Origin of the sequence: Streptomyces sp. NPDC048291 (assembly GCF_043201715.1) — a bacterium.
GTDB lineage: Bacteria > Actinomycetota > Actinomycetes > Streptomycetales > Streptomycetaceae > Streptomyces.
Genome location: NZ_JBICZC010000013.1, coordinates 396,084 through 417,476 on the forward strand (window position 1 = coordinate 396,084; position 21,393 = coordinate 417,476).

General features: G+C 71.1%; 15 protein-coding genes. 10 read left to right on the plus strand and 5 right to left on the minus strand.

Annotated features, from left to right (window positions below; genetic code table 11):
* Positions 1-54: 54 nt before the first annotated feature.
* A complete protein-coding gene (locus ACGF5O_RS34405; protein WP_393813793.1) occupies positions 55-3,804 on the plus strand; it encodes a trypsin-like peptidase domain-containing protein in 3,750 nt (1,249 codons plus the stop codon).
* A gap of 118 nt (positions 3,805-3,922) precedes the next feature.
* Positions 3,923-4,873: a bifunctional riboflavin kinase/FAD synthetase gene (locus tag ACGF5O_RS34410; protein ID WP_393813794.1), complete on the plus strand. Its 951-nt coding sequence runs from the start codon at positions 3,923-3,925 to the stop codon at positions 4,871-4,873.
* 92 nt (positions 4,874-4,965) lie between these two features.
* Here ACGF5O_RS34410 and ACGF5O_RS34415 read toward each other — a convergent pair whose 3' ends face one another.
* Both ACGF5O_RS34415 and ACGF5O_RS34420 read right to left on the minus strand, forming a co-directional pair.
* Entirely contained in the window at positions 4,966-8,319 is a 3,354-nt protein-coding gene (locus ACGF5O_RS34415; RefSeq protein WP_393813795.1) for an SCO5717 family growth-regulating ATPase, read from the minus strand.
* A gap of 535 nt (positions 8,320-8,854) precedes the next feature.
* The gene (locus ACGF5O_RS34420; protein WP_181804473.1) at positions 8,855-9,148 is read right to left on the minus strand and encodes a DUF397 domain-containing protein; all 294 of its coding nucleotides are present in this window, start codon (positions 9,146-9,148) and stop codon (positions 8,855-8,857) included.
* A gap of 271 nt (positions 9,149-9,419) precedes the next feature.
* Here ACGF5O_RS34420 and rpsO point away from each other — a divergent pair, with 271 nt between their 5' ends.
* The 5 genes from rpsO (at position 9,420) to ACGF5O_RS34445 (ending at position 14,895) form a co-directional block, all read left to right on the plus strand.
* Complete coding sequence (gene rpsO, locus ACGF5O_RS34425; protein WP_393813796.1) at positions 9,420-9,707, plus strand: 30S ribosomal protein S15; 288 nt, start codon at positions 9,420-9,422, stop codon at positions 9,705-9,707.
* A gap of 334 nt (positions 9,708-10,041) precedes the next feature.
* Positions 10,042-12,264: a polyribonucleotide nucleotidyltransferase gene (locus ACGF5O_RS34430; RefSeq protein WP_393813797.1), complete on the plus strand. Its 2,223-nt coding sequence runs from the start codon at positions 10,042-10,044 to the stop codon at positions 12,262-12,264.
* Entirely contained in the window at positions 12,261-13,640 is a 1,380-nt protein-coding gene (locus tag ACGF5O_RS34435; protein WP_393813798.1) for a M16 family metallopeptidase, read from the plus strand. The genes ACGF5O_RS34430 and ACGF5O_RS34435 overlap by 4 nt, the downstream gene beginning before the upstream one ends.
* Positions 13,641-13,669: 29 nt before the next feature.
* Positions 13,670-14,422: a 4-hydroxy-tetrahydrodipicolinate reductase gene (gene dapB, locus ACGF5O_RS34440; protein WP_393813799.1), complete on the plus strand. Its 753-nt coding sequence runs from the start codon at positions 13,670-13,672 to the stop codon at positions 14,420-14,422.
* Between the two features lie 20 nt (positions 14,423-14,442).
* Entirely contained in the window at positions 14,443-14,895 is a 453-nt protein-coding gene (locus ACGF5O_RS34445) for a hypothetical protein (protein WP_393813800.1), read from the plus strand.
* Positions 14,896-15,000: 105 nt separating this feature from the next.
* Here ACGF5O_RS34445 and ACGF5O_RS34450 read toward each other — a convergent pair whose 3' ends face one another.
* Together ACGF5O_RS34450 and ACGF5O_RS34455 are read right to left on the minus strand one after the other, a co-directional pair.
* Positions 15,001-15,555 carry a hypothetical protein gene (locus ACGF5O_RS34450; RefSeq protein WP_393813801.1) on the minus strand — a complete coding sequence of 185 codons (555 nt, stop codon included), beginning with the start codon at positions 15,553-15,555 and terminating at the stop codon, positions 15,001-15,003.
* Between the two features lie 90 nt (positions 15,556-15,645).
* On the minus strand, positions 15,646-15,882 hold the full coding sequence (locus tag ACGF5O_RS34455; RefSeq protein WP_362583119.1) for a hypothetical protein: 237 nt from the start codon (positions 15,880-15,882) through the stop codon (positions 15,646-15,648).
* A 176-nt stretch (positions 15,883-16,058) separates the two neighbouring features.
* On the opposite strand from ACGF5O_RS34455, the gene ACGF5O_RS34460 reads away from it, so the two are divergent.
* Entirely contained in the window at positions 16,059-17,099 is a 1,041-nt protein-coding gene (locus tag ACGF5O_RS34460; RefSeq protein ID WP_393813802.1) for an HNH endonuclease, read from the plus strand.
* Between the two features lie 89 nt (positions 17,100-17,188).
* Here the strand turns inward: ACGF5O_RS34460 and thyX are convergent, their stop codons facing one another.
* Positions 17,189-17,974, minus strand: a complete 786-nt coding sequence (thyX, locus tag ACGF5O_RS34465; protein WP_393813803.1) for an FAD-dependent thymidylate synthase — start codon at positions 17,972-17,974, stop codon at positions 17,189-17,191.
* Between the two features lie 357 nt (positions 17,975-18,331).
* Between thyX and dapA the strand changes: the two genes are divergently transcribed.
* Both dapA and ACGF5O_RS34475 read left to right on the plus strand, forming a co-directional pair.
* Positions 18,332-19,231 (plus strand): 4-hydroxy-tetrahydrodipicolinate synthase, encoded by a 900-nt coding sequence (gene dapA, locus ACGF5O_RS34470; RefSeq protein WP_393813804.1) that lies wholly within the window; start codon positions 18,332-18,334, stop codon positions 19,229-19,231.
* Between the two features lie 164 nt (positions 19,232-19,395).
* The gene (locus ACGF5O_RS34475) at positions 19,396-21,081 is read left to right on the plus strand and encodes a ribonuclease J (protein ID WP_393813805.1); all 1,686 of its coding nucleotides are present in this window, start codon (positions 19,396-19,398) and stop codon (positions 21,079-21,081) included.
* Positions 21,082-21,393 lie beyond the last annotated feature (312 nt).

The window sequence follows — 21,393 nt, forward strand, 5'->3', positions numbered from 1 at the left end:
GTCGAAGACAGCCCGGGACAAAGGGCACGGGTGTACGGGCGGGGAGGTTCGATCATGGCGGGACGGGGCCCGCGGACCGGGAGCGGTCGCCGGACGGCGGACGGTACGCGGGAGGCGCGGCGGGAGCCGGGAACGGGACGGGAGCCGGGAACCGGGCACGAGACGGAAACGGGGCTGGACGAGCGGCTGGTCCGGGTCCGCGACCTCGCCGGACGCCCGCGCGGCACCGGCTTCCTCGCCGATCACCAGGGGACGCTCATCACCAGTCACGAGGCCGTCGACGGCCTCGCCCGGATCGTGCTGCACGCGGCCGGGGACCGCACCTGCGTGGTCGGCTCGGACGCCGTCGTCCCGCTGCCCGCCTACGACCTGGCCCTGGTCCGCACCGAGGGCCTCGCCGTGGACCCGCTCCCGATCACCGTACGGGAACGCATCCCGGCCGGCGCCTACGTGCGCATCGCCGCCGACCGCTGGCGCGAGGCCCGGGTGCTGGCCGCGACCCAGGTGACGTACACCGCCACCGACCGCTTCCACCTCCTCGAAGACGCCCTGGAGCTGGCGATCGGCACGGCGGGCCGGGACGCCCTGCGACTGGGCGGCGGGGCGGCCGGCGGCCCTGTCCTGGACGCGGAGACCGGCGCGGTCCTGGCAGTCCTCGGCACCGCCCTCCAGTCCGGCCAGCGCGACGTGGGCTTCGCCGTCCCCCTGCACCACCCCGACAGCGGCCCCCTCGCCGACCTCCTCGCCACCAACGCGGCCACGGTCCCGGCCTACGGCACCGACCTCAACCTCGCAGGCGTACTGGAACTGACGGCCACCTCCGTGGGCCAGGACGGCCCCCCGCCCCAAAGGGGCGCGGGGCTGTATCAGACATGCGGCTACCGCCGCGTGGGCGCGACCAGCCACGACGCACCCGCACTCGCGCCACCACCGTTCATGGCACTCGCAGGCGAATACACCGACCCCGTCCAACCGGTAGAACGAGCCGCGACGGCAAAGGAACTGTCGGCCTTCGCCGAAGGCACCCGCGCCGGAAAAGCCACCGCCACCGTCCTGGCCCTCGTCGGCGCCCCCGGCACGGGCCGCACCACGGAACTCGCCGCCCTCGCGGCCCACCGCACCCGCGAAGCGAACCCGGCCCCCACCCTCTGGCTCCGCGGCGCCGACCTCAGGGACACCGACGACTCCGTCGCCGACGCGGCCCGCCGCTCCCTGGACCGCGCGGTCCGCATCGTCGCCGCCTCCCGCTCCCAACTCGCCGGAGATCTCGGAGAGTTGACCGTGGAGCGGCTGGCCCGCCTCGCTGCCCGGGCCGGCCGCCCGCTCCTCCTCCTGCTGGACGGCCCCGAGGAGATGCCCCCGGTCCTCGCCCACCGGCTCCCCGCCTGGACCGAGGGCACCGCGGACTGGCTGCGCGACACCGGCGCCCGCCTGCTCCTGGCCTGCCGCGAGGAGTACTGGGAGCACGCAGGCGCCGAGTTCCCGCCCGACCTGCTGCACCAGGGCCCCGGCGACCCCGCCTGCGTCCGGCTGACCGACCTCACCCCCGACGAGGCCCGCAGCGCCCGCGCCCGCTACGGCATCCCCGACGGCGCCCTCATCGACCGCGACGCCCGCCACCCCCTCGCCCTGCGGTTGCTCTCCGAGGTCCGCGCCGCCCTCCCGGACGCCCCGGCCGACGACGACCCGCTCGACCGGCACGACGTCTTCGCCGCCCACCTCGACCTGATGTGCCTGCGCATCGCGGTCCGCCTGGCCGCCGAGAACGGCCTGCGGGGCACGGCCGTACGGCGGCTCGCCGCCCGGGTCTCGGGCCAGGTGCACGAGGCCGCCCGGCGCAGCCTCGGCCCCGGCCAGGGCGAACTGGACCGGGAGTCGTTCGAGGCGGTGTTCCCCTGGGGACCCGTCCCGGCCCACCTCGGCGGTGGCTCCGGGTGGGCCTCCGCCGTGCTCACCGAGGGCCTGCTGGTGCCCGCCGGCGCCGGCTACCGCTTCGCCCACGAGGAACTCGCCGACTGGATCCAGGGCATGCACCTGGACCTGGACGAGGCCCTGCACGCCCTCGTCCACCGCTCCCGCACCCCGTTCGGCGTCCACCCCCTGCCGGTCCCGCACCACAGGGTCGGCCCGGTCGTCCAGGCCCTGCTGCTGCTCGACCGCGAGTACGGGCCCACCCGACTCACGCCTCGACTGGACGAGTTGGTGCACGCCCTCGATCTGGACCCCGGTTCCTGGTGGGCCGCGCGGCTGCTCACCCAGACCCTGCTGGGGCTGCCCGACGCGACCCCGTACACGGGGGTGCTCCGGCTGCTCGCCGACCGGGTCGTGGGCCGGCCGCGTATCGCGCCCCCGGAGCTCGGCCCGGACTTCTGGACCGCGCTCGCCCTCCCGGACCCCGACCGCTTCGATCTGCTGCGCAGGCTCGTCCTCGCCGACGAGCCGCTGCCTGAGCCGGACCCGGGCCCGGCCCCGGAGACCGCGCGCATCAGCCGCTTCGGCCCACGGCCTGCCCGGCCCACCCAGCCGACTCATCCGACCCAGCCGCTCCGGCCGACCAGGCCACCGTCCCGGCCCCCGATGGAGGAGCCCGACGGCACCGCCCCCCGCTACCTGGACGCCGTGGCCCGCCTGCTGGCCGCCGACCCCACCGCCGTACAGCCGTGTCTCACCCGGTGGTTCGACGACGAGCGGCCGTTGCCCGCGATGCCGCACGCCACCGTGGCGACGGCCGCCCAGGCGCTGCTGCACACCCACCGGCACCGGGCCCTGGACGACCTGACCGAGGTGCTGGTGGACGCCGCCCACCGGCGCGGCGACGAACTCCTCGCCGTACTCGCCGAGGACGAGCCGTCGGCGGTGTGCCGGGCCGTCGACCGCTGGGCGCACGACGAGCGCCCGGCCCGCCGGGTGGCCGCCATCGCCCACGGGCTGCGCACCGCCCCGCACGTGCACAGCGAACCCGACCGCGAACTGCTCCGCTACGCCGCCCTCGCCCTGCTCGCCCGCCCCGCCGACTGCACCCTGCACGGCGGCGCCCTCGCCCTCCTGGTCCGCGACCCGGCGACCCGCGCCCGCCATCTCCCGCAGGCGCTGCGGCACTTCGCCGACGGCGACCACCAGCTCACCCCCGCCGCCCTGGTCCCCGCCCTCACCACCCACTCCGACGAGATCCTGGAAGCCTTCCGCGCCCGGCTGCGCGGACCGGACGCCGCCCAGGTACTGCGCACGCTCGCCCACGTCACCGCGCCCGCCCTCGCCCGGCGGATCGCCGAGCTGGTCCTGGAGACCGCCGAGCTGCGGCCGGAGCTGGCCGGGCAGGTGGCGGGCTTCGTCGAACGCCGCCTGGACCAGGGCGCCACGGCCCGTACCGTCCTCCTGCCCCTGGTCACCGAGCTGCTCGACGACGGACCCGAGCCGGTCCGGGCGGCCCTCGCGACCGTACTCGGCGCGGCCGGCACCCCCGCCTCCCGACCGCTGCGCCGGGAACTCCTGGAGTTCCTGCTGGCCCGTGAGCGCGCCCCGGGCGTCCTCGACGCGCTGCTGCACGCCGCCGCCGCACAGCGCGAGGACGACGGCGACGGGATGCGCGAGCTGGTCAGGCGCACCGGGCTGCTGCTCGTCCGCACCCCGGACGGGGCGACCCTCTTCGACCGCGGGCTGGTCGACCTCGGCCGGCACGTCCCCGGATTCGCCGTCCTGATGGCCCGCTGGCTCACCGACACCCCGCAGGAGTGGGCCGCGGTGGTCGGCCCCAGCACCCGCCGGATGCTGGGAAACCTGGCGGGCGTCCGGGTCCCGGCGTGAGCGCGGACACGTGCGCCCGGTCACAGCGACCGTGCCGGTGTGAGACGGGTCGGGCAAACATGGCACCCTTAGACCTGCGTAAGACGGACAACGGACACAGGTTCGAGGAGCGGACACAGTGCAGCGCTGGCGTGGCTTGGAGGACATCCCCGAGGGCTGGGGGCGCAGCGTCGTCACCATCGGGTCCTACGACGGGGTGCACCGCGGTCACCAGCTGATCATCCGGCATGCCGTGGACCGCGCCCGTGAGCTGGGCATCCCGGCCGTCGTCGTCACCTTCGACCCGCACCCCAGCGAGGTCGTCCGCCCCGGCAGCCACCCGCCGCTGCTCGCCCCGCACCACACCCGCGCCGAGCTGATGGCGGACCTGGGCGTGGACGCGGTGCTGATCCTCCCGTTCACCACCGAGTTCTCGAAACTCTCGGCCGCCGACTTCGTGGTGAAGGTCCTGGTCGACAAGTTGCACGCCAAGGCGGTCGTCGAGGGCCCCAACTTCCGCTTCGGCCACAAGGCCGCGGGCAACGTCGAGTTCCTCGTCGAGCAGGGCAAGGTGTACGACTTCGAGGTCGAGGTCGTCGACCTGTTCGTGCGCGGTGAGGCGGGCGGCGGCGAGCCGTTCTCCTCGACCCTGACCCGGCGCCTGGTCGCCGGGGGCGACATGGCGGGTGCCCGCGAGATCCTGGGCCGCCCGCACCGGGTGGAGGGCGTGGTCGTGCGCGGCGCCCAGCGCGGCCGTGAGCTGGGCTTCCCCACCGCCAACGTGGAGACCCTCCCGCACACCGCGATCCCCGCCGACGGCGTCTACGCCGGCTACCTGCACGCACAGGGCGAGGTGATGCCGGCCGCGATCTCCGTCGGCACCAACCCGCAGTTCGACGGCACCGAGCGCACGGTGGAGGCGTACGCCATCGACCGCGTGGGCCTGGACCTGTACGGCCTGCACGTCGCCGTCGACTTCCTGGCCTACGTCCGCGGCCAGGCCAAGTTCGAGTCGCTCGACGCCCTCCTGGAGCAGATGGCCGAGGACGTCAAGCGCTGCCGCGAGCTGGTGGCGGCCGAGCACGCCTGATCCGGCGGAGAACTCGGCAGAGGCAGAAACAGAAGCAGTACGCCGAAGGGCGGTCGGTGCCCTGTCGCACCGACCGCCCTTCGGCGTTCCGGCTACTGCTGCGGCGGCTGGTCCTGCGGCGCCTGCGGCGGCTGCGGGGGCTGCTGCGGGTAGCCGTATCCCGGCTGCTGCGGGTACGGCTGGGTGCCCGGCTGCGGCTGGCCGTACAGCTCCTGCTGCGGATACGGCTGCTGCCCCGGGTACGGCTGCTGCTGCGGGGGATACGGCTGTCCGGGCGGCGCGTACGGCTGGGGCTGGCCAGGAGCGGCGTACGGCTGCTGCGGCTGGCCGGGTGCGTACTGCTGCTGCCCGGGCAGGGGCCGGCCGGGCATGGGCGGGGCGGCGACCGGCGGCGGGTTGCCGTCGTTGGTCCACAGGCCGTGCATCTGCTGGTGGCGTACGAAGTCCTCGGCGACCATCGCCGCGAGGTTGAAGTACGCCTCGCGCACCTTGGGCCGCATCATGTCGAGGTCGACCTCGGCACCGGCGGACAGGTGCTCGTCGAACGGCACGACCACGACACCCCGGCAGCGCGTCTCGAAGTGCTGCACGATGTCCTCGACCTTGATCATCTTGCCGGTCTCGCGGACTCCGGAGATGACGGTGATGGACCGCGACACGAGGTCGGCGTACCCGTGCGCGGACAGCCAGTCCAGCGTCGTGCTCGCGCTGCTCGCCCCGTCCACCGACGGCGTCGAGATGATGATCAGCTGGTCGGCGAGGTCGAGCACCCCGCGCATGGCGCTGTAGAGCAGGCCGGTGCCGGAGTCGGTGAGGATGACCGGGTACTGCTTGCCCAGTACGTCGATCGCGCGCCGGTAGTCCTCGTCGTTGAACGTGGTGGAGACGGCCGGGTCGACGTCGTTGGCGATGATCTCCAGGCCGGACGGGGCCTGCGAGGTGAACCGCCGGATGTCCATGTAGGAGTTGAGGTACGGGATCGCCTGGACCAGGTCGCGGATGGTGGCCCCGGTCTCGCGGCGCACGCGGCGGCCGAGGGTGCCGGCGTCCGGGTTGGCGTCGATGGCGAGGATCTTGTCCTGGCGCTCGGTGGCGAGCGTGGAGCCCAGCGCGGTCGTCGTGGTCGTCTTGCCCACGCCGCCCTTGAGGCTGATCACCGCTATCCGGTAGCAGGACAGCACCGGCGTGCGGATCAGGTCCAGCTTCCGCTGCCGCTCGGCCTCCTCCTTCTTCCCGCCGATCTTGAACCGGGAGGCCGCGGCGGCGGGCCGGCCGCTCTTCGCCTTCTGCTTCTTGTTGTTGAGCAGCCGGTCGGAGGACAGCTCCACGGCGGCCGTGTAACCCAGCGGCGCGGCACCGGGGTTGGTCATCTGCCGCTGGTCGTGCTGCATGGGCTGCGGCCAGGCGGCGCCGGCCCGCGGGTCGACGGGCGGCTGGGGCTGCGCGGCCTGCGGCTCGGCCGCCTGCGGGCTCTGCGGCGGTTGCTGCGGTGCCTGGGCGGCGCGTGGGTCCTGCGGGGCGTGCGGGGCGGCCTGCGGCGGCTGGCCCGGCTGCGGGAACCCGTAACCGCCGGGCTGGCCCGGGGTCAGCGGCTGCCCGGGCTGCGGGAAGCCGTACCCGCCCGGCGCCTGCGGCGGCGGTGGCGGAACGGGGACGCCCGGCTGCGGGAAGCCGTAGCCGCCCTGTGCGTCGGGCGCGGCGGGCTGCGGTGCGTACGGCTGCGGCTGTCCGGGCTGCGGGGGCGCGGGCTGGTTCCAGGCGGCGGGCGCCGGCTGCGGTGCCTGCGCGGGCTGGAACGGCTGCTGCCCCTGTGCGGCGGCGGGCTGGGCCTGCGGCTGACCGGGCGCGGGTTCCGGTGCCGCCGGCTGGACCGGCCACTGGGCGGCGGGCGCGGGAGCCGCGGGCTGGTACGACGGCGGCAGCGGCGGAACCACCGCAGGAGGGGTCGGCGGGGGAGCCCAGGCGGTGGGCACGATGTCCTCGGGAGCCGGGGGCGCGTCCTGCGGCGGGGCCGGAGGCGCGGGGACCGCGGCGGGGGGCTCGACGGCGTCGACGGCGGCTACGGGCTCGTCGGCCTCGGCGCGAGCCTCGGCGTCGTTGCCGTCGTCGCCGTCATGGGCGTCCGCGACGACCGCGTCGGCCAACTCGCCTTCGTCCGTGTCGTCCGTGCCATCCGTGCCGTCCGCCGGGACGGCTTCCCGCACGTGCCCTTCCGTCGCGTCCGTACCGTCGGCGTCGGTGGCACCGGGGGTGACGTCCTCGGCCCCCTCGTCGATGTCCTCGGCGTTCGCGGAGTCTTCGGTGTCGTCGGCGTCCTCGGCGTCCGCATCGAAGCTCGCCGGAAGCGCGACGGCCGCCGCCTCCGATTCGCCTTCCTCTTTGCCTGTTTCGGCGGCAGCGGGCTCGGCGGCCTCGGCCATCTCGCGCTTCAGCGCGACGGGGGAGAGCCGGATGGTCGAACCGCTCTCCAGGTCACCGTCGCCCTCCTCGGGCTCCGGCGCCGGCTCCTCGGCGATGGCCGACTGCGGCTCGAAACCGACCGGCAGCTGCGGCACGCCGGCCGGACCACCGACGGGCGGCACGGTCGGGGCCGGGGCCGGGGTGAACGGTGCCATGGGCGGGGCGGCCGGCGCCCCGGCGTCCGCGCTCGGAACCGGCGGCGTGAACGGCGCCCCCGGCGTGGAGGTGGGCGGAGGGGTGAACGGAGCCCCTGGCGTTGACGCGGGCGCGGGAGTGAACGGCGCTCCGGGAGTTGACGCGGGCGGAGCGGTGAACGGCGCTCCCGGCGTCGAAACGGGCGGCGGTGTGGCCGGCGCCGCGGGCGCCCCGGGCGTCGCGGAACCCGGCACCGGAGGCACGGAAGCCACTGGAGGCACGGAAGCCGCCGGAGGCACCGAAGCCGCCGGAGGCGTGAAGGGCGCACCCGGCGTCGCGGTGGGCGGCGGAGTGAACGGCGCACCCGGAGTCGACGCGGGCGGCGGTGTGAACGGCGCGCCGGGAGTCGACGTCGGCGGCGGGGTGAACGGCGCGCCCGGAGCGGACGTCGGAGCAGCGGCCGGCGGCGGAGTGAAGGGCACCCCGGGACCCGGCCTCCCACCCCCCTGCTGGGCGTGCGGAGGAGGGGTCAGCCCGGGAATCGGCGCCCCCGGCGGGAACGGCGAACGAGGCTGGGCGGCACGCCCCGCACCGGCGCCACCCGCCCCCGGACCGGCACCCGCACCCGGCCCGTTCTCCGCGCCGGCCGCACCCGCGGGTCCGGGTGCACCCGGTGCACCGGGACCGCCGGTCGCCGGACCGGAACCGTCGGCCGCGTTCTGCGTGTACCAGGCGGGCGGCGCGTAGTCGATGGTGAACTCGCCCGTCATCTCGTTGAGGGACTCCGCGTCGGGCTGGTCATCGCCGGGTGTGGCCCAGCCCCCGCGGATCCCGTCCCGATCGCTGCTCACAGTTCCTCCTGGTGTGGTCGAGCACCCTCATGCCGTGCCGGCGCGACGACCATGTCGTGTCGTTCTCAGCATCCGTATTCGTGTGAGGTAGTCCGATCCACCGGCTCTCCCCCTCGGGACACCGACGCCGTATTCACGGTCCGGACGTCGTGCCACCCTCCCAGCCTAATCACCGCGAGCCGCACCTCGGCAGGCCCGTCCGCCTCTCGTCAGAGGTCCGCCTGGTCACACCCTGCCCCGAAGTGGTGTGCGGGGCCTTCGTATTGCCGAACAATCGATGAACAAAACGGGCAAGAACCGTCACTTCGGGTACCAGTTGGCGTGGGTCACCGGTCCGCGTGAGTGCAGACGAAGCAGAGAGGAAGCGGACGAACCAGCCCTGGAAAGAGGGACATTGCGCACGGATGCCGCGAGGGGCGGAGAGGGCGGGGCGGGGACGGCGGCCGGCCTCACGGGATCACGAAGGAGGAAAAGGAGGAAGGGGGCGGCACACGCGCGTGCCGCCCCGTGAAGTCCCGGGTGAAGTCCCGGTCGTCTACTGGGCGGCCAGTCCGCCGTTGCGCTCGTTCGGCTCCAGGTCGAACTCCCCGTCCCGGGCGCCCAGCACGAACGCCCGCCACTCCGCCTCCGTGTACCGCAGCACGGTGCCGTGGTCGAGCGACGACCGCATCGCCACCGCGCCCTCGGGCAGGTAGGCGATCTCGACGCGCTCCTCGTCCTGCTCGGTACCGGGCGCGCAGTGCCACTCGACGCCCGAGATGTCGAGCGCGTAGAGCTCGTCCCGTTCCCGCTCCTTGCGCGCCTTCATCTCCTCAGCCGTCTCGCTCATCCCGCAGCGACCCCTTCCCGTCGTACCTAGGCTGTGACCGTCACACTACTGGCGGTGGCAGCGGCCTCGTACTTTCTTCCGGATCCCCGGGACAGAGCCCCGTACCGGCACTGGTACTCTTGACGACGGCCGTTTGTGTACGCACCCCCGGAGTCCCCCGCGGACCCCGGAGGCAGCGCCCAGCGGATCCCCGCCTCCCGAGTAACGGAAGCTCTCCCGCGATGCAGACCGGGAGCACTCGGAGGCACTACACAGACTACGAGGAGTACGCGTGTCGCTCGATTCCGCCACGAAGAAGCAGATCATCACCGAGTTCGGTACCAAGGAGGGTGACACCGGCTCTCCCGAGGTCCAGGTCGCCATGCTGTCGCGCCGGATCTCGGACCTGACGGAGCACCTCAAGGTCCACAAGCACGACCACCACTCCCGTCGTGGTCTGCTGATCCTGGTCGGTCAGCGTCGTCGCCTCCTGCAGTACCTGGCGAAGAAGGACATCCAGCGCTTCCGTGCGCTGGTCGACCGCCTGGGCATCCGCCGCGGTGCGGCGGGCGCCAAGTAAGACGCCGTGAAGGGAGCGGTTCCCGGAGAGACACACCGGGGCCGCTCCCTTTGCCGTACGTGCGGAAACGTGCGGAGTGTCACTCACGCTTTGTAGTGTGGTAGCACAACGCAATACGCACGACACAGCACGACAACGCAGAACGAACAAGGAGAAGCGCACCCAAGCCGCCGCCGGTCCTCGGTAGTGGCCCCCGGGGGGAAGCGAGCCCCGGGTGCTTCGATCGAAGACCGGCCCGCACAGCACGGCGCGCTTCTCCGACACCGTCCCCCTGCCACACGGGCAGACCGGGACAAAAGACGTAACGCAGACGAAAGTAACGGAGAAAACGCTAGTGGAGAACGAGACCCACTACGCCGAGGCCGTCATCGACAACGGCGCCTTCGGCACCCGCACCATCCGCTTCGAGACGGGCCGCCTGGCCAAGCAGGCCGCCGGCTCCGCCGTGGCGTACCTGGACGACGACACCATGGTGCTGTCGGCCACCACCGCCTCCAAGAACCCCAAGGACCAGCTCGACTTCTTCCCCCTCACGGTGGACGTCGAGGAGCGGATGTACGCCGCCGGCAAGATCCCGGGTTCCTTCTTCCGCCGTGAGGGCCGGCCGAGCGAGGACGCGATCCTCACCTGCCGCCTGATCGACCGCCCGCTGCGCCCGTCCTTCAAGAAGGGCCTGCGCAACGAGATCCAGGTCGTCGCCACGATCATGGCGCTCAACCCCGACCACCTGTACGACGTCGTCGCGATCAACGCCGCGTCCGCGTCCACCCAGCTGGCCGGTCTGCCCTTCTCCGGCCCGATCGGCGGCGTCCGCGTCGCGCTGATCAACGGCCAGTGGGTCGCCTTCCCGACGCACTCCGAGCTCGAGGACGCCGTCTTCGACATGGTGGTCGCCGGTCGCGCCCTCGAGGACGGCGACGTCGCGATCATGATGGTCGAGGCCGAGGCCACCGAGAAGACCATCCAGCTGGTCAAGGGCGGCGCCGAGGCGCCCACCGAGGAGGTCGTCGCCGCCGGTCTGGAGGCCGCGAAGCCCTTCATCAAGGTCCTCTGCAAGGCGCAGGCCGACCTCGCCGCGAAGGCCGCCAAGCCGACCGGCGAGTTCCCGATCTTCCTCGACTACCAGGACGACGTCCTGGAGGCGCTGTCCGCCGCCGTCCGCCCGGAGCTCGCCTCCGCGCTGACCATCGCGGGCAAGCAGGAGCGCGAGGCCGAGCTGGACCGCGTCAAGGGTCTGGCCGCCGAGAAGCTGCTCCCGGAGTTCGAGGGCCGCGAGAAGGAGATCTCCGCCGCGTACCGCTCGCTCACCAAGCAGCTGGTCCGCGAGCGCGTGATCAAGGAGAAGAAGCGCATCGACGGTCGCGGCGTCACGGACATCCGTACGCTCGCCGCCGAGGTCGAGGCCATCCCGCGCGTGCACGGTTCCGCGGTGTTCGAGCGTGGCGAGACCCAGATCCTGGGCGTCACCACCCTCAACATGCTCCGGATGGAGCAGCAGCTGGACACCCTCTCCCCGGTGACCCGCAAGCGCTACATGCACAACTACAACTTCCCGCCGTACTCCACCGGCGAGACCGGCCGCGTCGGCTCCCCGAAGCGCCGCGAGATCGGCCACGGCGCCCTCGCCGAGCGCGCCCTCGTGCCGGTCCTGCCGACGCGCGAGGAGTTCCCCTACGCGATCCGCCAGGTCTCCGAGGCCCTGAGCTCCAACGGCTCGACGTCCATGGGCTCGGTCTGCGCCTCCACCATGTCGCTGCTGAACGCCGGTGTGCCGCTGAAGGCCCCCGTCGCCGGTATCGCCATGGGCCTGATCTCCCAGGACATCGACGGCGAGACGCACTACGTCACCCTCACCGACATCCTCGGTGCGGAGGACGCCTTCGGCGACATGGACTTCAAGGTCGCCGGCACCAAGGAGTTCGTGACCGCCCTCCAGCTCGACACCAAGCTGGACGGCATCCCGGCCTCCGTCCTGGCCGCCGCCCTCAAGCAGGCCCGTGACGCCCGCCTCCACATCCTCGACGTGATGATGGAAGCGATCGACACCCCGGACGAGATGTCCCCCAACGCCCCGCGGATCATCACCGTCAAGATCCCCGTGGACAAGATCGGCGAGGTCATCGGCCCCAAGGGCAAGATGATCAACCAGATCCAGGAGGACACCGGCGCCGAGATCACCATCGAGGACGACGGCACCATCTACATCGGTGCCGCCGACGGCCCGTCCGCCGAGGCCGCCCGTACGACCATCAACGGCATCGCCAACCCGACGATGCCCGAGGTCGGCGAGCGCTACCTGGGCACGGTCGTGAAGACGACCACCTTCGGTGCGTTCGTCTCCCTGCTGCCCGGCAAGGACGGTCTGCTGCACATCTCGCAGATCCGCAAGCTGGCCGGCGGCAAGCGCGTGGAGAACGTCGAGGACGTCCTCGGCGTGGGCCAGAAGGTCCAGGTCGAGATCGCCGAGATCGACTCCCGCGGCAAGCTCTCCCTCATCCCCGTGATCGAGGGCGAGGAAGGCTCCGAGGACGAGCAGAAGGACGACACCGACAAGTGACGTCGAGCAGCTCTACGACGACGGCCCGCACCTCCTCGGAGGCGCGGGCCGTCGCCCGTACCCAAACCCTGATCAAGGGCGAGAACGGCATCGGCACGGTCCGCAAGACCACCCTCCCCGGCGGCCTGCGCATCGTCACCGAGACCCTGCCCTCGGTCCGCTCCGCGACCTTCGGCATCTGGGCCCACGTCGGCTCCCGCGACGAGACCCCCGCCCTGAACGGCGCCACGCACTACCTGGAGCACCTGCTCTTCAAGGGCACCACGCGCCGCTCCGCCCTGGACATCTCCTCCGCCATCGACGCGGTCGGCGGCGAGATGAACGCGTTCACGGCGAAGGAGTACACGTGCTACTACGCACGCGTGCTCGACACCGACCTGCCGCTCGCCATCGACGTCGTCTGCGACATGCTCACGGGCTCGCTGATCCTGGAAGACGACGTCAACGTCGAGCGCGGCGCGATCCTCGAAGAGATCGCCATGACCGAGGACGACCCCGGCGACTGCGTGCACGACCTGTTCGCGCACACCATGTTCGGCGACAACGCCCTCGGCCGCCCGGTCCTCGGCACCGTCGACACGGTCAACGCCCTGACCGCCGACCGCATCCGCCGCTTCTACAAGAAGCACTACGACCCCACCCACCTGGTGGTCGCCGCGGCCGGCAACATCGACCACAACAAGGTCGTACGACAGGTCCGCGCGGCCTTCGAGAAGTCCGGTGCCCTCAGGAGCTCCGACGCGCAGCCCATCGCCCCGCGCGACGGCAGCCGCACCATCCGCACCTCGGGCCGCGTCGAACTCCTCGGCCGCAAGACCGAGCAGGCGCACGTCGTCCTCGGCATGCCCGGCCTCGCCCGCACCGACGACCGCCGCTGGGCGCTCGGCGTGCTCAACACCGCCCTCGGCGGCGGCATGTCCTCCCGGCTCTTCCAGGAGGTCCGCGAGAAGCGCGGCCTGGCCTACAGCGTGTACTCGTACACGTCCGGCTTCGCCGACTGCGGCCTGTTCGGCGTCTACGCCGGCTGCCGGCCCTCGCAGGTGCACGACGTCCTCAAGATCTGCCGGGACGAACTCGACCAGGTCGCCGAGAACGGTCTGCCGGACGACGAGATCGGCCGCGCCATCGGCCAGCTCCAGGGCTCCACGGTCCTCGGCCTGGAGGACACCGGCGCGCTGATGAACCGTATCGGCAAGAGCGAACTGTGCTGGGGCGAGCAGATGTCCGTCGACGACATGCTGGCCCGGATAGCGGCGGTCACCCCGGACGAGGTCCGCTCGGTCGCCCGCGACATCCTGGGACAGCGCCCTTCGCTGTCGGTCATCGGCCCGCTCAAGGACAAGCAGGCCGCACGCCTGCACGACGCCGTCGCCTGACACCCCACCGGTAAGGAACGAAGACGAAGATGAGCAAGCTGCGCGTGGCGGTCCTCGGCGCCAAGGGCCGGATCGGCTCCGAGGCGGTCAGGGCGGTGGAGGCCGCCGAGGACCTGGAGCTGGTCGCCGCCCTCGGCCGGGGCGACAAGCTGGAGGCGCTGGAGGCGTCCGGCGCCCAGGTCGCCGTCGAACTCACCACCCCCGCCTCGGTCATGGGCAACCTCGACTTCTGCGTGCGCCACGGCATCCACGCCGTCGTCGGCACCACCGGCTGGACCGACGAACGCCTCGCGCAGCTGCGGGGCTGGCTCGCCCAGTCCCCGGAGACCGGCGTGCTCATCGCCCCGAACTTCTCCATCGGCGCCGTCCTGACGATGAAGTTCGCGCAGATCGCCGCGCCCTACTTCGAGTCGGTGGAGGTCGTCGAACTCCACCACCCGAACAAGGTCGACGCCCCCTCGGGCACCGCCACCCGCACGGCCCAGCTCATCGCCGAGGCCCGCGCGAAGGCCGGCACGGCGCCCGCACCGGACGCCACGGTCACCGCCCTGGACGGCGCGCGCGGCGCCAGCGTGGACGGCGTCCCCGTGCACGCCGTCCGCCTCCGCGGCCTCCTGGCCCACCAGGAGGTCCTCCTCGGCGCCGAGGGCGAGACCCTCACCATCCGCCACGACTCCCTCCACCACAGCAGCTTCATGCCGGGCATCCTGCTCGGCGCCCGCCGCGTGGTGACCACTCCGGGCCTGACCTTCGGCCTGGAGAACTTCCTGGACCTGGGCTGAGCCCCGGAAGGCACCTGCTCATGCGCGCGAAGCTCTCCTACGCCCTCACGGCCGCCGTCCTCCTCTTCTACTTCGTCCTGGTCGGCAGCAGGGGCGTGATGCTCATCCAGACCGGCACGGTCCTCACCGTCACCTTCGGGGTGGCGGTGCTGATCCTGCCGGTCATCGGCCTGTGGTTCCTGTGGAAGAACACCCAGTTCGTCCGCCGGGCCAACGCCCTCGCCGCGGAACTCGACGCCGAGGGCGGCCTGCCCGTGGACGAGCTGAAGCGCACGCCCGGCGGCCGCATCGACCGGGACTCCGCCGACGAGGTCTTCACCAAGCGCAAGGCCGAGACCGAGGCCGCCCCCGACGACTGGCGCAGCTGGTTCCGCCTCGCCGTCGCCTACCACGACGCCCGCGACACCCCACGCGCCCGCAAGGCAATGCAACGCGCCATCGCCCTGCACGACGGCAGGCCACTGGAGGCCTGAGCGACCGCGTCCCGGCAGCGCCCCGTAGGGGCGCGGGGGGACTGCGCGACCGGCCACGACGGTGCCGCGGACGAAAGACGTCACATCACGGCGCTTCCCGCGGAGCTACCCCCGCCGGTACTCCGCCGCCCACGCCTCCACCACGTCCGCCGCACGATCGAAGGCCGACGCCCGCCCCACGAAGTCCATCCCGTGCGTGGTCAGCAACGGCTCGGTGTCCGCCGGGGCACGATCCTTGCGTACGAGGGTCAGCGCCTGCCCCTGCACGGTCCGCGGCAGACCCAGCCACCGCACCGGCTGCTGCGCCGTACGCACCTCCACGACCCGCTTCCAGGGCACCGTCCGCGTGTACAGCAGACCCACCTGGCGCACGCCGTGCGCGCTCACCCACACGCCCATGCGCAGTATCCGCAGGGCGGCGGCGATGATCAGCAGGGCGATGCCGAGGACCGTCCCGGCGGAGGACAGCGAGCCGGTCAGGGCCAGCGCGACCGCCGCGAACAGCACGAAGGAGGCGAGCAGCAGCCACAGGGCGGCTCCGCCGACCCGCCACGGCCCGGGCCGGTAGGGGCGCCGCCAGCGGTCGCGGTCGTCGAAGGGCAGGGCGTTGTCGAGTGCCGCGTCATAGGTGCGGTCGGCCGTCAGGAAGGGCAGGGGCACGGCTGGTCCTCACTCAATCCATGCGTGGGCTGTGCCCGGTGAGGCTATCCGCCCGTCTTCCCGCCCACCACTCACGGGGGTCCGGAAGAGTCAGCGCCCCTGGGAGGCCTGCGACTGCTGGGTCTGGGTGTCTGACGGCGTGGAGAGCGCCGGCATACCGAGGACCAGCGAGCCGACCAGCCCGGCCACGAGGGTGAGCCCGAGCAGCCACCGCCCGGCTATCTGGCTCACGGACGACCGCTGGCGGGGTGGTGGAGCCACATTGCTCCGGAACCTGTCGGCTTCGGCGAGGAAGGCGAACGGAACCGGTTCGCGCCGACCGAACATGGGCGGTGCATCCCCTCTCGGGATCGAACGAGTGTCTGTCATCTACACAGACGGGCGAGTGGCCCCGAAGGTGCCCGGTTTCACCGAATTCACAGAAATTCGCTGCCGTATGTCGCGCCCCGGTACCGAACGCGTTGATGTCAGAGGCTCGCTCTAGAGTCAGGAGCTCCCCTTGGGTGACCAGAGAGGTGCAGAGAGTGAGTGCTGGGGCGGGTGGACGGTGCTGTGAAGACGTGGGTTTGGAACTGCGGGAGGCGGCCGGTTACTCAAGTGGGAGGCTCACCGCCTCCACAGAGATCACTCTGGTGAACCCGAAAGGGGACTTACGCCGACGGCGAGCAGGGGAGCTTCATCGTCTCTGGCACCAAGGGGTCAGTGACGCCGACCCGGTGGTGAAGGGCGGGGTGAAGAAGCACAGTGCTACTGGCAAGTGGCAGGCGCAGGTCAGGTTCCGGGGAGAGACACGGTGGCTGGGCCTGCATGAGGAGCGTGCAACGGCTGAGCGGGCCGTTGCGGAGTTTCGGGAAGGCAACCCGAACCACCGCCAGAGGCTGCTGGCGTCGGTGCGCCGCAACCACGTTCGGGCGTACGACGAGCAGACATTGCTGGCGGCTCGTGCCCGGATCCTGGATGTCCGATGTAAGGGCGTCGAGCCTGTTCTGCTGCTCGGCACACAGAGCGGAAAACAGCTCAGATGCGGTGTGGGCAGCGGGATCCTGACTCCCGAAGGGTGGCGCAGGGCGGAGGATCTCGTTGTTGGTGGCAGCGTCATGGTGGCGGGAAGAATCCCGCGGCCTTCAGAGGCGACGATTCCTCCCAGCCTGCGCCGCGGCATCGGAGTCTGGACCTCGATGCAACGGAACCGGCTGATCAAACCCGTGGATGCCTGCTACGTGTGCAGGGTGCCCTTCCCCAGAGCGGAACTTGAACTGGACCACGTCGTTCCTGTCGTCAGTGATCTGTTGAAAGCGTTGGACGAGCGCAATCTGTCTCCGATCTGCGAGCCGTGCCACGCGGTCAAGAACGCCGAGGAACAGCGGCTCGCGCGGCGCGCCGGGATGATCGCGGCCGCGAGGCCTCACACCGTTATGACGATCGGGAGAGGTGGCGTCGAGGAGACGTACGAGGTGGTTGTGGAGGAGCCCACTTCGAATCTTCTCGCCAGCGGGATCGTGTTGAAGGGCGCCTGCCAGGGGAGCCCAGGGACGTTTCGTTGAGCCCTCGGCCACACAAGATGGCCGGGCTGTTCCAGCACGACCTTGCTGGAACAGCCCGGCCATCTTGGACGGGACGAGGTGTGGGGCGGTCAGACCTTCCGCCAACCCGGGATCCAGGCTCCGTCCTCGACGGTGTAGTCACCGAAGAGGGCTGGAGCCTCCTTCACCATGAGCTCGCCCACTTTTCCGAAAATAAGGCGAATCTCTTCCTCGGCCCCGGCCGCGGTGCGGTTCTCGATCACGTGGCGCAGGGTTCGTACGTTGGCGCTCCAGACCAGGCCGGTCGCCAGGCCCTCGGGTGCGAACCGTCGCATGAAGGAGGTCTTCGCCTTCTTCTCGGCAAAGGGCACCCCCTCGTTGTCTAGGCCGAAGTGGTCCGCCATCCAGCGCTGGAAGGCTTCCATCTCCTTGAGTAGTCCGTCGGCCCGAGACATCAGCTCCTCGTCCTGCTCCGCCCAGTCCGGGAACCAAAACGGCAGGTCGTCCAGACGCACGAAGCGCAGCGACTCCTGGGACACCGCCACACCCGCTCGGTGGCGTACCAGCTCGTGGGTCGCGACCCGGCTGACGTTGTGCAGGATGAAGTTGAAGTTGACGTGTTCCAGGACCGACCCATGTGCGCTGGCCAGGATGTTCATCAGATACTTTTCCTGGTCCGCGCGGATGCGCGTGACGTTCGGGTTGAGGCCTGGCTCCCAGGAGCGGTAGCAGATGCGGCCGGCGAACTCTGCGAGGTTCTGCGCGTCGTCCAGCTCACCGCGGTCGATGCGCTCCAGCCACTTCTCCCCACCGACATCCTTGAGGTACGCCGCGATCTCGTCGTAGTCGAGCTCGGGGCGACCAATGAGATGCACCTGTGGTTCGACCGCGTGCATGTGATCACTCCAGTTCAGAATGGGGCAGAGGGGCGTAATCCTCGCACGCTGGCCCCGTCACTCCTGGCGGCGGGGCGGGTAGCGGCCGTACCGCTCCGGCGATGGGGCCCTCATCGTAGGCATACAGAAGGCCCGCGCTCCCTTGGAGGTGAGCCGTCCCTTCGGCTGGGACATCCGTACGGATCGCCCTCTGGAGGTGTCCGTATTGCGGCATTTAGAGAAGTTCATCTAGCCTGATCAAACGGACCCGGCACTGCTTGAACCCCCGAGCAGGCAGTGCCGGGCTCCGCATTTGTCAGGACTTTCCCCGCACCCCAAGGGCAGACCGCGCCGTGAGCACCGAGTAGCGTGTAACCCATGGCTCCGACCTCCACTCCGCAGACCCCCTTCGGGCGGGTCCTCACCGCCATGGTCACGCCGTTCACGGCGGACGGCGCACTCGACCTCGACGGCGCACAGCGGCTCGCCACCCACCTGGTGGACGCAGGCAACGACGGCCTGATCATCAACGGGACCACCGGCGAGTCGCCCACCACCAGTGACGCGGAGAAATCGGACCTGGTACGAGCCGTACTGGAGGCGGTCGGCGACCGCGCCCACGTCGTGGCCGGAGTCGGCACCAACGACACCCACCACAGCATCGAGCTGGCCCGCCAGGCCGAGCGCGACGGCGCGCACGGCCTGCTGGTCGTCACGCCGTACTACAACAAGCCCCCGCAGGAGGGCCTGTACCGGCACTTCACGGCCGTCGCCGACGCCACCGGGCTGCCCGTGATGCTCTACGACATCCCCGGCCGCAGCGGCGTCCCGATCAGCACCGAGACGCTCGTCCGCCTCGCCGGACACCCGAGGATCGTCGCCAACAAGGACGCCAAGGGCGACCTGGGCCGCGCGAGCTGGGCCATCGCGCAGTCCGGCCTTGCCTGGTACTCCGGCGACGACATGCTGAACCTGCCGCTGCTCTCCGTGGGCGCGGTCGGCTTCGTCTCGGTCGTCGGCCATGTGGTCACCCCCGACCTGCGGGCCCTCGTCGACGCCTACACCTCAGGTGACGTCGTCAAGGCCGCCGAGATCCACCAGAAGCTGCTCCCCGTCTACACCGGCATGTTCCGCACCCAGGGCGTCATGACCACCAAGGCCGCCCTGGCCCTCCAGGGACTGCCCGCAGGACCCCTGCGCGCCCCCATGGTCGAATGTTCGGCCGAGGAGATTGCCCAGCTCAAGATCGATCTTGCCGCCGGCGGGGTACAACTCTGACAACAGACTTCTGCGCGGCCGTCCGCGCAGCAACGCTTCACAACTGAATAAGCGGGACCACCGGTGCCCGCACCCCACCAAGACAACGACAACTGCTTAAGCACGAACGTCACGCACGCCACGTGCCCGACCGGTACGTGGCGTGCGTGGTTGAGGAGAGTCTTTTGAGTCATCCGCATCCTGAACTCGGCCCGCCGCCCCAGCTCCCCGAGGGCGCACTCCGCGTCACACCACTCGGCGGTCTCGGCGAGATCGGCCGGAACATGACCGTCTTCGAGTACGGCGGTCGCCTGCTGATCGTCGACTGCGGAGTGCTCTTCCCCGAGGAGGAGCAGCCCGGAATCGACCTGATCCTGCCGGACTTCTCGTCCATCCGGGACCGCCTCGACGACGTCGAGGGCATCGTCCTCACCCACGGCCACGAGGACCACATCGGCGGCGTCCCCTTCCTGCTCCGCGAGAAGCCGGACATCCCGCTGATCGGCTCCAAGCTGACCCTCGCGCTCATCGAGGCGAAGCTCCAGGAACACCGCATCCGCCCGTACACGCTGGAAGTGGCGGAGGGCCAGCGGGAGCGCGTCGGCCCCTTCGACTGCGAGTTCATCGCCGTCAACCACTCCATCCCGGACGCCCTCGCGGTCGCCATCCGCACCCCGGCCGGCATGGCCGTCCACACCGGCGACTTCAAGATGGACCAGCTCCCGCTGGACAACCGCCTCACCGATCTACACGCGTTCGCACGACTGAGCGAGGAGGGCATCGACCTCCTCCTGGCCGACTCGACGAACGCCGAGGTCCCCGGGTTCGTCCCGCCCGAGCGCGACATCTCGAACGTGCTGCGCCAGGTCTTCGGCAGCGCCCGCAAGCGCATCATCGTGGCGAGCTTCGCCAGCCACGTCCACCGCATCCAGCAGATTCTGGACGCGGCCCACGAGTACGGCCGCAGGGTCGCCTTCGTCGGCCGTTCCATGGTCCGCAACATGGGCATCGCGAGGGACCTCGGCTACCTGAAGGTCCCGCCGGGCCTGGTCGTCGATGTCAAGACGCTCGACGACCTCCCCGACCACGAGGTGGTTCTGGTCTGCACGGGCTCCCAGGGCGAACCGATGGCCGCGCTGTCCCGGATGGCCAACCGCGACCACCAGATCCGCATCGTCGACGGCGACACGGTCATCCTGGCCTCGTCGCTCATCCCCGGGAACGAGAACGCGGTCTACCGCGTCATCAACGGCCTGACCCGCTGGGGCGCCAACGTCGTCCACAAGGGCAACGCCAAGGTGCACGTCTCCGGCCACGCCTCCGCCGGTGAGCTGCTGTACTTCTACAACATCTGCCGGCCGAAGAACCTCATGCCGGTCCACGGCGAATGGCGCCATCTGCGGGCCAACGCCGAGCTGGGCGCCCTCACCGGCGTCCCGCACGACCGCATCGTCATCGCCGAGGACGGCGTCGTCGTCGACCTCGTCGCCGGCAAGGCCAAGATCTCCGGCAAGGTCCAGGCGGGATACGTCTACGTCGACGGCCTCTCCGTCGGCGACGTGGGAGAGCCGGCCCTCAAGGACCGGAAGATCCTCGGCGACGAGGGCATCATCTCGGTCTTCGTGGTCGTCGACTCGTCCACCGGCAAGATCACGGGCGGCCCCCACGTGCAGGCCCGCGGGTCCGGCATCGACGACTCGGCGTTCGCAGCCGTCCTCCCGAAGATCGCGGAGGTCCTGGAACGCTCGGCCCAGGACGGCGTCGTGGAACCCCACCAGCTGCAGCAACTCATCCGCCGGACCCTCGGCAAGTGGGTCTCGGACACCTATCGGCGCAGGCCGATGATCCTCCCGGTGGTCGTGGAGGTCTGACCAACCCGGAGCGGGGTCCCTCGATTTGCATCGAGGGACCCCGCTCCAGTAGGTTTACGGCTCTGCCCGACCGGGAACCCCAGTGCTTCATGGACTGGATCCGGTTGCCCCGGACCGGGTGGAAATTCCGACTCAGAACTTCTGATAAAGTCGGAACCGCCGGAAAGGGAAACGCGAGAGCGGAAACCTGGAAAGCACCGAGGAAATCGGGTCGAGGAAAGATCTGATAGAGTCGGAAACGCAAGACCGAAGGGAAGCCCGGAGGAAAGCCCGAGAGGGTGAGTACAAAGGAAGCGACCGTTCCTTGAGAAC

What these genes read in the sequence shown, in the direction of transcription:
- dapA (WP_393813804.1), top strand. Translation starts at nt 18,332, where the DNA reads ATGGCTCCGACCTCCACTCCGCAGACCCCCTTCGGGCGGGTCCTCACC.
- dapB (WP_393813799.1), top strand. Translation starts at nt 13,670, where the DNA reads ATGAGCAAGCTGCGCGTGGCGGTCCTCGGCGCCAAGGGCCGGATCGGC.
- ACGF5O_RS34420 (WP_181804473.1), bottom strand. Translation starts at nt 9,148, where the DNA reads ATGAGCGAGACGGCTGAGGAGATGAAGGCGCGCAAGGAGCGGGAACGG.
- ACGF5O_RS34445 (WP_393813800.1), top strand. Translation starts at nt 14,443, where the DNA reads ATGCGCGCGAAGCTCTCCTACGCCCTCACGGCCGCCGTCCTCCTCTTC.
- thyX (WP_393813803.1), bottom strand. Translation starts at nt 17,974, where the DNA reads ATGCACGCGGTCGAACCACAGGTGCATCTCATTGGTCGCCCCGAGCTC.
- ACGF5O_RS34405 (WP_393813793.1), top strand. Translation starts at nt 55, where the DNA reads ATGGCGGGACGGGGCCCGCGGACCGGGAGCGGTCGCCGGACGGCGGAC.
- ACGF5O_RS34455 (WP_362583119.1), bottom strand. Translation starts at nt 15,882, where the DNA reads ATGTTCGGTCGGCGCGAACCGGTTCCGTTCGCCTTCCTCGCCGAAGCC.